At 60.2% G+C, this 13,889-nt stretch carries 14 protein-coding genes and 1 rRNA gene; 1 reads left to right on the top strand and 14 read right to left on the bottom strand.

Annotated elements, in window-relative coordinates:
- The first annotated feature begins 101 nt into the window (after positions 1-101).
- A 5S ribosomal RNA gene (rrf, locus tag F506_RS19500) occupies positions 102-214 on the top strand.
- An 813-nt stretch (positions 215-1,027) separates the two neighbouring features.
- On the opposite strand, the gene F506_RS19495 is transcribed toward rrf, so the two are convergent.
- From F506_RS19495 to F506_RS19430, 14 genes are all read right to left on the bottom strand, one after another.
- Positions 1,028-1,642 carry a HupE/UreJ family protein gene (locus F506_RS19495; RefSeq protein ID WP_053201803.1) on the bottom strand — a complete coding sequence of 205 codons (615 nt, stop codon included), beginning with the start codon at positions 1,640-1,642 and terminating at the stop codon, positions 1,028-1,030.
- Positions 1,643-1,717: 75 nt separating this feature from the next.
- Entirely contained in the window at positions 1,718-2,347 is a 630-nt protein-coding gene (gene ureG / locus F506_RS19490; protein ID WP_053200173.1) for an urease accessory protein UreG, read from the bottom strand.
- Positions 2,348-2,423: 76 nt separating this feature from the next.
- Entirely contained in the window at positions 2,424-3,104 is a 681-nt protein-coding gene (locus F506_RS19485; protein WP_053200171.1) for an urease accessory protein UreF, read from the bottom strand.
- Between the two features lie 14 nt (positions 3,105-3,118).
- Positions 3,119-3,628: an urease accessory protein UreE gene (gene ureE / locus F506_RS19480; RefSeq protein WP_053200169.1), complete on the bottom strand. Its 510-nt coding sequence runs from the start codon at positions 3,626-3,628 to the stop codon at positions 3,119-3,121.
- Between the two features lie 8 nt (positions 3,629-3,636).
- Positions 3,637-5,337, bottom strand: coding sequence for an urease subunit alpha (gene ureC / locus F506_RS19475; RefSeq protein WP_053200168.1), 1,701 nt, complete (start codon positions 5,335-5,337; stop codon positions 3,637-3,639).
- Complete coding sequence (locus tag F506_RS19470) at positions 5,337-5,660, bottom strand: urease subunit beta (RefSeq protein WP_053200166.1); 324 nt, start codon at positions 5,658-5,660, stop codon at positions 5,337-5,339. The genes ureC and F506_RS19470 overlap by 1 nt, the downstream gene beginning before the upstream one ends.
- A gap of 11 nt (positions 5,661-5,671) precedes the next feature.
- Positions 5,672-5,974 (bottom strand): urease subunit gamma, encoded by a 303-nt coding sequence (locus tag F506_RS19465; RefSeq protein ID WP_007881339.1) that lies wholly within the window; start codon positions 5,972-5,974, stop codon positions 5,672-5,674.
- A 34-nt stretch (positions 5,975-6,008) separates the two neighbouring features.
- Positions 6,009-6,905: an urease accessory protein UreD gene (locus F506_RS19460; RefSeq protein WP_053200165.1), complete on the bottom strand. Its 897-nt coding sequence runs from the start codon at positions 6,903-6,905 to the stop codon at positions 6,009-6,011.
- A gap of 132 nt (positions 6,906-7,037) precedes the next feature.
- Positions 7,038-7,736: an urea ABC transporter ATP-binding subunit UrtE gene (gene urtE / locus F506_RS19455; RefSeq protein WP_053200164.1), complete on the bottom strand. Its 699-nt coding sequence runs from the start codon at positions 7,734-7,736 to the stop codon at positions 7,038-7,040.
- Between the two features lie 33 nt (positions 7,737-7,769).
- Positions 7,770-8,624, bottom strand: coding sequence for an urea ABC transporter ATP-binding protein UrtD (gene urtD, locus F506_RS19450; RefSeq protein WP_053200162.1), 855 nt, complete (start codon positions 8,622-8,624; stop codon positions 7,770-7,772).
- The gene (gene urtC, locus F506_RS19445; protein ID WP_053200160.1) at positions 8,621-9,736 is read right to left on the bottom strand and encodes an urea ABC transporter permease subunit UrtC; all 1,116 of its coding nucleotides are present in this window, start codon (positions 9,734-9,736) and stop codon (positions 8,621-8,623) included. Before urtC ends, urtD begins: the two co-directional genes overlap by 4 nt.
- On the bottom strand, positions 9,733-11,349 hold the full coding sequence (gene urtB / locus F506_RS19440; RefSeq protein ID WP_053200159.1) for an urea ABC transporter permease subunit UrtB: 1,617 nt from the start codon (positions 11,347-11,349) through the stop codon (positions 9,733-9,735). Before urtB ends, urtC begins: the two co-directional genes overlap by 4 nt.
- A 208-nt stretch (positions 11,350-11,557) precedes the next feature.
- Complete coding sequence (urtA, locus tag F506_RS19435) at positions 11,558-12,811, bottom strand: urea ABC transporter substrate-binding protein (protein WP_007881331.1); 1,254 nt, start codon at positions 12,809-12,811, stop codon at positions 11,558-11,560.
- A gap of 233 nt (positions 12,812-13,044) precedes the next feature.
- The gene (locus F506_RS19430; protein ID WP_053200158.1) at positions 13,045-13,881 is read right to left on the bottom strand and encodes a ferritin-like domain-containing protein; all 837 of its coding nucleotides are present in this window, start codon (positions 13,879-13,881) and stop codon (positions 13,045-13,047) included.
- Positions 13,882-13,889: the final 8 nt, after the last annotated feature.

The following is a 13,889-nucleotide window of genomic DNA, read 5'->3' as shown; positions in this document are numbered from 1 at the left end:
GTGTTTGCCTTGTGCATCACACCCAATATATTTACTTCTTCCCAGATTGCGTTGTTTGGCAACCCAGCTTCAACGGGACCCAAGCAACACTACAAGTTATGCCTGATGACTATAGCAAGTTGGTACCACCCCTTCCCATCCCGAACAGGACCGTGAAACGACTTCGCGCCGATGATAGTGCTGCAACCAGTGTGAAAGTAGGTCATCGTCAGGCTATTAATTAAGCTCAAGCCCCATACCGAAAGGTGTGGGGCTTTTTGCTGTCCGCGTTATTTGTAATGCTCTCCTTCCTGCCTCACTTCCACTTCGCCTGCTCCCCAGTCTCCGCGTTTGACCCGCCGGCATCCGCTATACCTCTCCGCTTTAACCCGCCATCTCCACCTCACGCAGGAAAATCCTGGCTTCCGGACGGCCTCATTCTCTTGTTCTTCCCTCTCCATGCCGGTACCTGCTTCTTCTAATTACTGATCAATGGGCTTGGTCGAGATCTCTCCCAACTGCGCGATATTCAAAAAATATCGGCTCTCTCAGGCGGAGCGATACCTGATCGTTCCAGCCTCGGCAGGAATACCCACTGACAGTTGCAGTCAATTAAGCGAAGAACGAATAGTTTTGCGTGCAGAAATATCATATATGGACGGCTGGACATCTGCTGCACGCAGATGGGAGATATAAATCATGGCGCCCCAAGTCGGCCGCGCTCGCCCCCTGGGAAGTACGTGGAAAAGCACGCCAGGCATCCGGCTACCATTTCGTGTTCCGGTACTTAGCGAAGCTGGATCGGTTCGCGCCTTGGATGAGGAATGAGGAAGAGAGATGAAGAACAAAGAGAACAAAAAATCACACCTACGGCCTCCGACGGCAAATATACTTAAACACCGGGTGTAGACCCATCTGCGATATCCATCAAGATCCGAGGGTACAAACAAAAAGGGCCGCGTCCTTCGACGCAGCCCTCCCTTCATCCTGCCCGGCGCAGCGAGCACCCCGCAGGATGCCGCTTCACCTCAATCAGGCTTCAATTCAATTAAGCAGCGGCCAGCAAATAGACGCCGACTGCGGCAATACCGACGCCGCCGATACGCACAAGCTTGTCCGCCATCTGCTTGCCCGCAAACAGGCCGATCCCGAGCCCGGCCGCATGCAGCAATGCCGTAGCCAGCACGAAGCCGGCGCCATATAGCGCGGCCGAGGAACCGTGCGGCAATTCACTGCCGTGCGCATAGCCATGGAACACCGCAAACAAGGACACGACCACAGTGCTTGCCCACAAAGGCATGCGCACAGCGAAGGCGATCAGCAAGCCAAGCACCGCCACAGAAGCGGCGATGCCTGTTTCAGCAGCAGGAATGCTCAAGCCGGCAAACGCCAGCAGCGCGCCAACCACCATCATCAGCGGAAACGCTAGCGGCAACACCCACATCGCCGAACGCTTGTTTTGCGCGGCCCAAAGACCGACCGCCAGCATCGCCAGCAAGTGATCCACGCCAGAAAAAGGATGGCTGAAGCCGGCGCCGAAACTCATCGACGCGGACATCAGCGAATCCGGGTGGCCGGGATGCGCCAGCACGCTGGTGCTGGTCAGCGCCGCGATGGTCAGCGCGCTCGCGCGTGCGAGGTTTTTGCTGGAAATACGGAACATGTTTTTCTCCTTCAAATAAATCTTGTGAATGCGCTCATGCGCCAAACGAACCAAGGTGGCAACCAGTCTTCCACTTCACTTCTTCTCATCCAGCAAGCCTTGCTTGCGGATGTACTCAATCACCGTCTCGACACCGTCGCCGCTGCGCAAATTGGTGAACACAAACGGCCGGTCGCCGCGCATGCGCTTGGCGTCCTGGGCCATGATGTCCAGATTGGCGCCGACATAAGGCGCCAGATCGGTCTTGTTGATGATCAGCAGATCCGAACGCGTGATGCCGGGGCCGCCTTTGCGCGGAATCTTCTCGCCGCCGGCGACGTCGATCACGTAAATGGTCAGGTCCGACAATTCGGGACTGAACGTTGCCGCCAGATTGTCGCCGCCGGATTCTACCAGTATCAGGTCCAGATCCGGGAAATCCGCACTCATGCGCGCGATCGCTTCGAGGTTGATCGAGGCATCCTCGCGGATCGCCGTATGCGGACAGCCACCGGTCTCGACACCCATCAGGCGCTCCGCCGGCAGCGCATCGGCGCGCAGCAGGATCTCCATATCTTCCTTGGTGTAGATGTCATTGGTGATGACGGCCATGTCGTAACGGTCGCGCATGCGCTTGCACAACATTTCACACAGCGCCGTCTTGCCGGAACCGACCGGGCCGCCGATGCCGACGCGCAATGGATTGGGAGAGGAAGGATTGCTCATGATTGTCTCGATTAAAAACGGATTCTATAAAAATTCAAATGAATCTGGGTATCTGGCCAACTGCCAGGCCCACACACTAGGAACGGTACAAACGGCTGTATTGCACTTCGTGCTGCATCGACAGCAGCGACAGGCCGGGCGACCAGTTCGACAACTCGTCGTCAGCCAGTTCCTGCGCGGTCCTTGCGGCCGCGTCCAGCTCCGGCTGCAGCGACAGCAGCAAGCGCTGCCCGGCAACCTGGCCGAGCGGCACCGACTTGACGCAAACCAGCACCTGATTTTCAGCCCAAGCGAACAGCATGCCGAGCAGTGCCGCGTCATGCGGTACGTTCAGCGCCACGGCGGAATAAGCCAGCGCCGTCGGCAACGGCACTTCGCCTTGCGTCACCATCAGATCGAGCAAGGACTCGTCGCCGATCTTCAGATCGATGGCCAGTTTGCTCAGCGAATATCCCATCTGTATCGTCTCCGCGCGAAACTCGGCAGTGTCGCGCGCTGCGATGAAACGCTCATTCCACATCGCAACCGCGCTTGCATCGCGCGCAGAAAATGCCTGCAGCAGGCGCCACAAAATCGGCGCTTCAAAACGCGCAACGACCTCATGCAGCGAATCGACGATCCACGCGCGCGCACCGGCTTCGTTCTTCACCGTGCCGTTTTCAATGGCCGCTTCCAGTCCTTGCGAATAGCTGTACGCGCCGATCGGCAGCGACGGACTGGTCAGCTGGAGCAAATGGAGCAGGGCCTGTGCTTGCATGGATGATCCGGGAATCAGGACTTGTCGCCCGGCCGATGAATCTTCTGGCGCACCGGAATCGGCGCCAGCGGATGATGATGGTCGTCGCCGTGGTGATGATGGCCGCCGCCGTAGGCGCCTGACTCCGGCTCGAACGCGGCCTCTTCTTCAATCACCAGAGCGCCCAGGCCTTCCAGCATTTCCTTGAGCACCGGATCCTTGCGGATGCGCAGGAAACCTTCGCCGACCTGTGCCTGCGTGTGGCGATTGCCGAGATGGAAGGCGCAGCGCAGCAGCTGATGCGGCGAAGCGGCCTCGACGCGATAAGTCGCCTCTTTGGCGGCATTGATCTTCACCACGCGGCCGTCATCGCCGCGCAGCAGATCGCCGTTGCGCAGCACCGTACCGCGTACGGTGAAGACGGCAACGTCCTCGCCCGACAGCAGGGTGGCGCGCAGCCGGCTCTTCTCGCGCTGGTCGTAAGGTAACAGCAATTCGCCGTCGATCTTCTCGGCGTGTTCGATCTTGGTGTTCAGGGTCAGCATGATTTTCTTCAGAACAGGAAATAGCGTTGCGCCAGCGGTAGCACCTTGGCCGGCTCGCACACCAGCAACTCGCCGTCGGCGCGCACTTCGTAGGTTTCGGAATCGACTTCCATCTTCGGTGTCAAGCCATTGTGGATCATGTCGCGCTTGCGCAGGTTGCGCATGCCTTTCACGGGTACGACCGGCTTGCTGAGCTTGAGCATGTCGCCGATGCCGGCGTCGAAAGCGGATTGCGAGACGAACGTCATCGAGGTCTTCAAGCCGCCGCCGTACGCACCGAACATCATGCGGTAATGCACCGGCTGCGGCGTCGGGATCGACGCATTCGGATCGCCCATCTGCGCTGCGGCGATCATGCCGCTCTTGAGGATCATCGACGGCTTGACGCCGAAGAAGGCCGGTTTCCACAAGACGATATCGGCGACCTTGCCCACTTCCAGCGATCCGACCACATGCGAGATGCCATGGGTGATCGCGGGGTTGATGGTGTACTTCGCGATGTAGCGCTTGACGCGGAAATTGTCGTGGCGCGAAGGATCTTGGGCCAGCGAGCCGCGCTGCGTTTTCATCTTGTGCGCCGTTTGCCAGGTCCGCATGATCACTTCGCCGACGCGGCCCATGGCCTGCGAGTCGGACGACATCATCGAGATCGCGCCGATGTCGTGCAGGATATCTTCTGCAGCGATCGTCTCGCGGCGGATGCGCGACTCCGCGAAGGCGATGTCCTCGGCAATCGCAGGATCGAGATGATGGCAGACCATCAGCATGTCCAGGTGCTCGTCGAGCGTATTGACGGTGTAAGGCCGCGTGGGATTGGTCGACGAGGGCAGCACGTTGCCTTCGCCGACGGCCGCGATGATGTCCGGTGCATGACCGCCGCCCGCACCTTCGGTGTGGAAGGTGTGGATGGTGCGGTCCTTGAAAGCGGCAAGCGTATGTTCGAGGAAGCCGCCCTCGTTGAGCGTGTCGCTGTGAATCGCCACCTGCACGTCGAGGCGATCCGCCACCGACAGGCAGTTGTCGATCGCCGCGGGAGTCGAGCCCCAGTCTTCATGCAGCTTGAGGCCGATGGCGCCGGCGTGGATCTGTTCTTCCAGCGGCGTCGGCAAGCTGACGTTGCCCTTGCCGAGGAAGCCGAGATTCATCGGAAACGCATCCGCCGCCGACAACATCGAATGGATGTGCCACGGACCAGGCGTGCAAGTCGTCGCTGCAGTGCCGACCGCCGGTCCGGTGCCGCCGCCGATCATCGTGGTGACGCCGCTCATCAGCGCTTCTTCGATCTGCTGCGGGCAGATGAAGTGGATGTGCGTGTCGACGCCGCCGGCCGTGACGATCATGCCTTCGCCGGCGATGATTTCGGTGGCGCCGCCAATGGCCATGGTGACGTCGGGCTGGATGTCAGGGTTGCCGGCTTTGCCGATGCCGGCGATCTTGCCGCCCTTGATACCGATGTCGGCCTTGACGATACCCCAGTGGTCGACGATCACGGCGTTGGTGATGACGGTGTCCATCACGTCTTTGTAGTTGCGCTGCGACTGGCCCATGCCATCGCGAATCACCTTGCCGCCGCCGAACTTGACCTCTTCGCCATAGGTCGTGAAATCCTTCTCGACCTCGATGAACAGCTCGGTATCGGCCAGGCGCAAACGGTCGCCGACGGTGGGGCCGAACATCTCGGCATAAGCCTGACGTGAAATCTTGGCCATTATTTATTTCCCTTCTTGTCGAGTGCGCCCATCACCTTGGCATTGAAACCATAGACCTTGCGCTCACCAGCCAGCGCCACGAGTTCCACCGTGCGTTCCTGGCCCGGCTCGAAGCGGACAGCGGTGCCGGCGGCGATGTTCAGGCGCATGCCGTAACCGGTCTGGCGATCAAACCTGAGCGCCGGATTGGTCTCGAAAAAATGAAAATGCGATCCGACCTGGATCGGGCGATCGCCGCTGTTGGCGACGGTCACGCTTACCGTGCGGCGCCCGACATTGAGCTCAATGTCGCCGGGTTCGACCAGCATTTCTCCTGGAATCATGATGGCGCCTCTCAAGGAATAGGGTGGTGAACCGTGACCAGCTTGCTGCCGTCCGGGAAGGTCGCTTCAACCTGGATATCCGGAATCATCTCCGCCACGCCATCCATGACATCGGCGCGCGACAGGATCTTCGTCCCCTCCGACATCAGTTCGGCGACGGTGCGTCCGTCGCGTGCGCCTTCCATGATGGCGGCGGTGATCAGTGCCACTGCCTCCGGATAGTTCAGCTTCAGGCCGCGCGCCTTGCGCCGTTCGGCCACCAGCGCTGCCGTGAAAATCAGCAGCTTGTCTTTTTCCCGTGGGGTGAGTTCCATGCGTTCTCCTCGATTGTGTCCAGGTACTGCTTATTTATGTATTCCAGATGCGCGGGACAATAGCCTCGCGCTGCATCAATTCAGGACGGATGCGCTGCCATGCATGCGTCAGCCATTGCCGCGCCGCCTGGCTGGAGTTGCCCAGATAGCGCAGCACCAATACCTGTTTCATCTGCGTCGCGCCAGTGCGGTCATTGCTATCCCGCGTCAACGCGCCGGTCTGTTCGCGCAGTTCGCTGAGGAAGGCGGCGTTGATCGGCAGGCCCACTGCAATCAGCGTGGCGCTTACCGTAAAACCGGCCAGCGCCAAAGGACTCGTCATCGACGAAGTGCCTGCACGCAAGGTACCCTGTTCAAACCAGACCAGCTTGCCGCCGCGACGAATGCTGGTGCACTGGCTCACGCGACCGCTATTGAAAGACTCTCCCGACGCGGTGCGGCCGAAGCACAGGATCTCGCCGCCGATATAACAGGCATCCGCGGCCAGGTCGACCGAGTGTTCCATGCGCACGTCGGCATCGTTGAAGAAGATGGTCTCCTGCGGCAGCCATTCCAGCGCCGCGCCGGCGGTTGCCGTCAGCGACACCTGCTGCTGCGAGACGAAACCGTTGGCGCGATACCATTTGCCGGCGCCCGGCGTGGTCAGCAACGCGTGGGCGTTGTCGCCGACACGGGCGGAAATGTTCAGTACGTCGCCGCCGAGGATGCCGCCCGGCGGATGCACGATGACGGCGTGGCAGACGGCGGGGTGTTCTGGGTACAGCGGCTTCTGCACGCGCAGCGGGCCGAAGTGGCTGCGCTCGATCATGCGCGTGGTGCCGGCATCGTCGGCGAAGCCCAGCGTCAGCCGCGCCTTTTCATGGCGGTTGGCGGCAGGGACGTTGAGGTCCGATTCCGTGACGGCAGCGGCAGGATCGATGATACGTTTCATGCAATATTCTGATTGTGCGACATGAGGATGGAGAGCAGCGCAGGCCTTCGTTTATAGCAGACCTGCAGGCAAAACGCACGCCGGCCTGACTTGATCATCCGGCAACATGGCGCATACCGCGCGCCGAATGCACTACACCGCCAGATGTTTCTTCACGTCCTCGTTATCCATCTCCGCCTGCACGCCCGAGGCCACCACTTCGCCGCGCGACATCACGACAAAGGTGTCGGCCAGTTCGCGTGCAAAATCGAAATACTGCTCGCACAGCAAAATACCGATGTCGCCGCGCTGGCGCAGCAAGCTGATGACGCGGCCGATGTCCTTGATGATGGACGGCTGGATGCCTTCGGTCGGTTCGTCGAGGATGATCAGTTTCGGTTCGGCCAGCAGCGCGCGGGCGATCGCCAGTTGCTGCTGCTGACCGCCCGACAGATCGCCGCCGCGACGGTGCAGCATTTCCTTGAGCACCGGGAACAGTTCGTAGACTTCACCCTTGATGGTCGACGCCTTGCGGCCGGATTGGGTGGCCATGCCCATGAGCAGGTTCTCTTCGACGGTCAGGCGTGCAAAAATCTCGCGGCCCTGCGGCACGTAGGCGATGCCGAGCGCAGCGCGTTGATGTGGTTTGAGGCGCGTGATGTCCTTGCCTTCCAGCGTGACGTTGCCGGCGGCGACAGGCAATACGCCCATCAGGCATTTCAGCAGGGTGGTCTTGCCGACGCCGTTGCGGCCGAGCAGGGACAGGCATTTGCCTTTTTCGACATTGATCGACACGCCGCGCAGCGTATGCGCGGCGCCGTAGTATTGGTTCAGTTGATTGACTTGCAGCATATTCTTCTCGTCTCCGGATCCAGCGGCCTAAGTTCAGCGGCCCAAGTACACTTCAATCACGCGATCATCCGATTGCACTTGCTGCATCGTGCCTTCGGCCAGCACCGAGCCTTCGTGCAGCACGGTGACCTTGCCGCCTTGCGAAATCTCTTCGACGAAGCCCATGTCATGCTCCACCACCATGATCGAATGCTTGCCGCGCAGCTCGTTGAGCAGCTCCGCCGTGCGCACGGTTTCGGCATCGGACATGCCGGCCACCGGTTCGTCGAGCAGCAGCAATTGCGGCTCCTGCATCAGCAGCATGCCGATTTCCAGCCACTGCTTCTGGCCGTGCGAGAGCAGGCCGGCGACGCGGTTTTCCTGACCGTTCAGACGGATCAGTTTGAGGATCTCCTCGATCTTGCCGACTTGCTCCGAATTCAGGCGCGCGAACAAGGTCGTCTTCACGCGCTTGTCCATCTTCATCGCCATCTCAAGATTCTCGAATACCGAATGCTGCTCGAACACCGTCGGCCGCTGGAACTTGCGGCCGATGCCGGCGTGGGCGATTTCGTACTCGGTCATCCTGGTCAGGTCGATGGTCTGGCCGAAGAATGCGGTGCCGGCAGTCGGCCGCGTCTTGCCCGTGATGACGTCCATCATGGTGGTCTTGCCGGCGCCGTTGGGACCGATGATGCAGCGCAGTTCACCGACCGAGATGTCGAGGTTGAGGTTGTTGATCGCCTTGAAACCGTCGAACGAGACCGTGATGTTTTCCAGATACAGGATGGCGCCGTGGGAGGTGTCGAGGCCGTCCTGCTTGATGCGTGCATACGAGGTGCCGTGGTCAGCGTGCTGGCCGTTGTCGACGGTCTCTTGCGGCGCCGCCCGGTTATACATTTCGCTCATGCGGCCTCCTTGGCGGGATCTTGTTTCTTCAGTTTCTTGATCAGACCCAGAATGCCTTGCGGCAGGAACAGCGTCACCAGGATGAAGATCAGTCCCAGCGCATACAGCCACAGGTCCGGGAAGGCGGCGGTGAACCAGCTCTTGAGTCCATTGACGGTGAACGCGCCGATGATCGGGCCGAGCAGCGAGCCGCGGCCGCCGACAGCCGCCCAGATCACCATTTCAATCGAGTTGGCCGGCGACATTTCGGACGGATTGATGATGCCGACCTGCGGCACGTACAGCGCACCCGCGATGCCGCACAGCACCGCCGATAACGTCCACACGAACAGCTTGAACCACAGCGGGTTGTAGCCGATGAACATCAGCCGCGATTCGGAATCGCGCACGCCCTGCAGCACACGGCCCAGCTTCGACGTCACGATGGCGCGGCACAGCAGCAGGGAACCGAGCAGGAACGCCAGCGTCACCAGGTACAGCACCGCCTTGGTCGACGGCGCCGTGATCGTGAAGCCGAGGATGCGCTTGAAGTCGGTGAAGCCGTTGTTGCCGCCGAAGCCCGTATCGTTGCGGAAGAACAGCAGCATGAAGGCGAAGGTCATTGCCTGCGTGATGATCGAGAAGTACACGCCCTTGATGCGCGAACGGAAGGCGAAGTAACCGAACACGAAGGCCAGCAGCCCCGGCACCAGCACCACCAGCAGCATGGCGAACCAGAAGTGCTCGGTCATCCACCAGTACCACGGATAGGCTTTCCAGTTGAGGAACACCATGAAGTCCGGCAGATTGCTCTGATACACGCCGTCGCGGCCGATGGCGCGCATCAGGTACATGCCGTGCGCATAGCCGCCCAGCGCAAAGAACACGCCGTGGCCGAGCGACAGGATGCCGGTATAACCCCACACCAGATCCAGCGCCAGCGCCGCCATCGCGTAGCACATGAACTTGCCGATCAGTGCGATGGTGTAGCTGGAAATCGACAGCGGATGACTGGCCGGGAAGATCAGGTTGAGGATGGGCAGCAGACCCAGGATCACGGTAAAGACCACGATCCCGATCCACGCCGGACGTGAAAACAGCGAAGGTTTAAGGGGAAGATTCAGAGTACTCATTCCACGCTCCTGCCTTTCAGTGCAAACAGGCCTTGCGGGCGCTTTTGGATAAACACGATGATGAACACGAGGATGGCGATCTTGGCCAGCACGGCGCCGGCGACCGGCTCCAGGAACTTGTTCACCTCGCCCAGGCCGAACGCGGCGATCACGGTGCCGGCCAGTTGGCCGACGCCACCCAGCACCACCACCATGAAGGAGTCGACGATGTAGCCTTGGCCGAGGTCGGGGCCGACATTGCCAAGCTGCGACAAGGCCACGCCGCCCAGACCGGCGATACCGCAACCGAGACCGAAGGTCATCATGTCAATCTTGCCGGTCGAGACACCCACGCAATCGGCCATGCGGCGGTTCTGCGTGACGGCGCGCACGAACAGGCCGAGCCGTGTCTTGTTCAGGATCAGCCACACCGCGAACACCACGAACAGCGCGAAGAAGATGATCACGATACGGTTGTACGACAGCACCAGCGAACCCAGCACGGTGATGCCGCCCGACATCCAGCTCGGGTTGGCGACCTCGACGTTTTGCGCTCCGAAGATCGAGCGCACGCCTTGCATCAGCATCAGGCTGATGCCCCAGGTGCACAGCAGGGTTTCGAGAGGACGACCGTAGAGCCAGCGGATCACCAGGCGCTCCAGCGCGATGCCGACGGCCGCCGCAACGATGAAGGCAGCCGGCAGCGCGACGACGATGTAGGCGTCGATTGCGCCCGGGAAGAATTTGCGGAACACCAGTTGGCACACATACGTTGTGTACGCGCCGATCATCAGCAGTTCGCCGTGCGCCATGTTGATGATGCCCATCAGGCCGAAGGTGATCGCCAGGCCCAGCGCGGCCAGCAGCAGCACGCTGCCCAGCGAGACGCCGTAGAACAGCTTGCCGACGAACTCGGTGATGGATAGATGGCGGTCCAGCGCCGACAGCGTGCGGACTGCTTCGATGCGCACGCCTTCATCGGTTTCGACATAGCTGCCGTCAGGATTTTTGGCCAGCATTTGTTCCAGCACCGGCTTCAGGTTGGCGTTGGTAGTCTCGGCCAGCGCTTTGACGGCGGCCTTGCGTGCTGCCGCGTCAGGTGCATGCAGGTTGGCGGTGGCGACAACCTGTTTGAGCACTTCCTGGATTTGCGGATCCTTTTCCGCCGCCAGCGCCTTGCTGATCAGCGGGGTTTGCGCAGCGTCGGCGGTCTTCAGCAATTCCGTCGCAGCCGTCAGCCGTGTGGCGCGATCCGGCGAGAACAGCTTGAGTCCCGACAGCGCACCTTCGACGACACCGCGCAGGCGATTGTTGATGGTGATGCCCTCGGCGTCGTCAGGCGCTGGGCCGGTCTTGTCGGTGGCGGGATTGAAGGCATCGCTGTCTTCGATGATCAGCACGTCGCCGGCAGGCGTGGCGTACAGCGCATCGCTGTTGATGGCATTGAGGATTTTCTGGGCGTCGGCATTGGCCAGCGCAGCGATCTGCGTGACGGCGGCGATACGCGCATCAGGGTCGTCGCCGGCCAGCGGCTTGAGCAGCGCCGGATCGATCGCGGCATGCGCGCTGATCGCCTGGGTGCACAGCCAGCCTGTCAGCAAGGTGGACGCAATTATCTTGGGAAGAAGTCTCATGGTTCTTTTCGGTGGCAAGGCAAGACGGAAAGAAAGTCGGTCTCGCGGCGCTTATCTGAGATTCATGTCCGCATTCCAGCAAAGAACTTTGGTGCGGAGCGGAGCATGGATTGCACCGGACGGGATGTCGAACGCCCGGTGCAAGGTCTTGCAAACCGCCGCATGGAACATGCAGCGGGGACTGCTCAAAACATGGCAAGCGACTGCCTTACATCTTTTGCTTGCTTTCGTTGCCCGGGATGTACGGGCTCCATGGCTGCGCACGGATGGTGGTCTTGGTCTTGTTGACCACGTTGAACTGACCGTCGGCCTTGATTTCGCCGATCATCACAGGTTTGTGCAGGTGATGGTTGGTCTTGTCCATTTCCAGCGTGTAGCCGGACGGCGCCTTGAAGGTCTGGCCGCCCATCGCTGCGATCACCTTGTCGGTGTCGGTGGTCTTGGCCTTCTCGACTGCCTGCTTCCACATGTAGATGCCGACGTAAGTCGCTTCCATCGGATCATTGGTCACGACGGTGTCGGCGTTCGGCAGGCCCTTGGCCTTGGCGTAGGCTTTCCACTTCTTGATGAAGGCGGTGTTGACCGGGTTCTTCACGGACTCGAAGTAGTTCCAGGCAGCCAGGTGGCCGACCAGCGGCTTGGTGTCGACGCCGCGCAGTTCTTCTTCACCCACCGAGAACGCCACGACAGGCACGTCGGTCGCCTTCAGGCCGGCGTTGCCCAGTTCCTTGTAGAACGGCACGTTGGAGTCGCCGTTGATGGTCGAGATCACGGCAGTCTTGCCGCCTGCTGCAAACTTCTTGATGTTGGCGACGATGGTCTGGTAATCGGAGTGGCCGAACGGTGTGTAGACTTCATCGATGTCGGAATCCTTCACGCCCTTGCTGTGCAGGAAGGCGCGCAGAATCTTGTTGGTGGTGCGTGGGTACACATAGTCGGTGCCCAGCAGGACGAAGCGCTTGGCGCCGCCGCCTTCTTTCGACATCAGGTATTCGGTGGCGGGAATGGCTTGCTGGTTAGGCGCTGCGCCGGTGTAGAAGACGTTCTTTTCCAGCTCTTCGCCTTCGTACTGGACCGGGTAGAACAACAGGCTGTTCAATTCCTTGAAGACCGGCAGCACCGATTTGCGCGAGACCGAAGTCCAGCAGCCGAAGACGACGGAAACCTTGTCTTGCGAAATCAGCTGGCGCGCTTTTTCAGCGAACAGTGGCCAGTTGGATGCGGGGTCAACGATCACGGGTTCGAGCTTCTTGCCCATGACGCCGCCGTTGGCGTTGATTTCATCGATTGTCATCAGCGCCACATCTTTGAGCGATGTTTCGGAGATGGCCATTGTGCCCGACAGCGAGTGCAGGATGCCGACCTTGATGGTATCCGCGGCGAACGCGGCTGGGAGCCAGGAGGATGCTGCAAGTGCGAACGCGCCGAGTGCTGTTGCTTTTAGGATAGTACGACGTGACATGAAGTGCTCCTACAGTTAGAAGAATCAATGAGAGTTTGTTGACTGCCTTCCTGCTTTAGCAGATTGCGTGCCAATGACAGTTCGTCAATCTCTCTTGATTTTTCCGGCTTTGCGGAAGCGGGCGCAGACTATTGCACCATTTTAGTGACGGCAAAAATGGTGGCGGTACGTTGTCGTGCGGTTTACGGTGATTTGCCCCAGAACAGAGCAAATCGGCGGGTACATGTTTGTTTTTAGCGCAAAAACACGTATTGCATCAGTTGGCGGATAGGATATTGCACCCAGCTTTGCACCTTGGGCGGCAGCTCCAGCGGGCGCATGATCATCTTCAAGGTCATGTCCGGCGTCAAATTGGTGCGCACGATGGCGTTCATGCGTGCGCTCAGCTGTCTTAAGTAAGCGGGATCACCGGCGCGCAACGGCTCGCGGAATTTCAGCGCATGACGGATGGCGCAATCGGCGTCTTCGTTGCGCATTTCCAGTGTCCGGCGACCCAAGGTGCCGAGTACGCGCGAGCGGCTGATGCCTTCGCTCCGGCTATATTGGCGGAAGTATTTGTAGAAATGCTTGTAGTGGTTGACCTCGTCGTGCGAGATGCGCGCCGCCAGTTCCTGCAACACCGGTTCCTGCACGCTGCGCGACAGCGCGCGGTAGTAGGTCGCGGTGCCGGTTTCGACCACGCAGCGCGCCGCCATCTCCAGCGCCTTGGTCGGTTCCAGCAGTTCGACCTTGCAGTAGCCGGCATATTCGGCGAGGAAGCCGTCGTAGGCCTGTTGCCAGTCGAATTCGGGCCAGACATGCTCGACGTAGGCACGCAATGCCGCGCCGTGCTGCAACTCCTCCACTTCCCATTGTTCGCGCAGCCACGCGGCCACTTCTGCATTGTCGCGGAAGAAGTCGACCAGGTTGTGGGTATACAGATCGGAGCCGCTTTCGACGAACGAGGCGCAGGTCACCAGGTAGAAAGTGTTTTCATCGTCGCGTACGCGTTGCAGATCGATGCGCGAGAAATCCAGATCGGCGATGCGCCAGCGTGGTTGGTATTGTTGCTGCGTTTCCTGGCTTGCCACGTTACCTC

The sequence above is a fragment of the Herbaspirillum hiltneri N3 genome (assembly GCF_001267925.1).
Classification (GTDB): domain Bacteria; phylum Pseudomonadota; class Gammaproteobacteria; order Burkholderiales; family Burkholderiaceae_D; genus Herbaspirillum; species Herbaspirillum hiltneri.
This window is presented reverse-complemented; position numbering and strand designations above follow the sequence as displayed.

Excerpts from the sequence above, each read along its gene's own strand:
- F506_RS19495 (WP_053201803.1), bottom strand. The coding sequence starts at position 1,642 with ATGTTCCGTATTTCCAGCAAAAACCTCGCACGCGCGAGCGCGCTGACC.
- ureG (WP_053200173.1), bottom strand. The coding sequence starts at position 2,347 with ATGAGCAATCCTTCCTCTCCCAATCCATTGCGCGTCGGCATCGGCGGC.
- F506_RS19485 (WP_053200171.1), bottom strand. The coding sequence starts at position 3,104 with ATGCAAGCACAGGCCCTGCTCCATTTGCTCCAGCTGACCAGTCCGTCG.
- ureE (WP_053200169.1), bottom strand. The coding sequence starts at position 3,628 with ATGCTGACCCTGAACACCAAGATCGAACACGCCGAGAAGATCGACGGC.
- ureC (WP_053200168.1), bottom strand. The coding sequence starts at position 5,337 with ATGGCCAAGATTTCACGTCAGGCTTATGCCGAGATGTTCGGCCCCACC.
- F506_RS19470 (WP_053200166.1), bottom strand. The coding sequence starts at position 5,660 with ATGATTCCAGGAGAAATGCTGGTCGAACCCGGCGACATTGAGCTCAAT.
- F506_RS19465 (WP_007881339.1), bottom strand. The coding sequence starts at position 5,974 with ATGGAACTCACCCCACGGGAAAAAGACAAGCTGCTGATTTTCACGGCA.
- F506_RS19460 (WP_053200165.1), bottom strand. The coding sequence starts at position 6,905 with ATGAAACGTATCATCGATCCTGCCGCTGCCGTCACGGAATCGGACCTC.
- urtE (WP_053200164.1), bottom strand. The coding sequence starts at position 7,736 with ATGCTGCAAGTCAATCAACTGAACCAATACTACGGCGCCGCGCATACG.
- urtD (WP_053200162.1), bottom strand. The coding sequence starts at position 8,624 with ATGAGCGAAATGTATAACCGGGCGGCGCCGCAAGAGACCGTCGACAAC.
- urtC (WP_053200160.1), bottom strand. The coding sequence starts at position 9,736 with ATGAGTACTCTGAATCTTCCCCTTAAACCTTCGCTGTTTTCACGTCCG.
- urtB (WP_053200159.1), bottom strand. The coding sequence starts at position 11,349 with ATGAGACTTCTTCCCAAGATAATTGCGTCCACCTTGCTGACAGGCTGG.
- urtA (WP_007881331.1), bottom strand. The coding sequence starts at position 12,811 with ATGTCACGTCGTACTATCCTAAAAGCAACAGCACTCGGCGCGTTCGCA.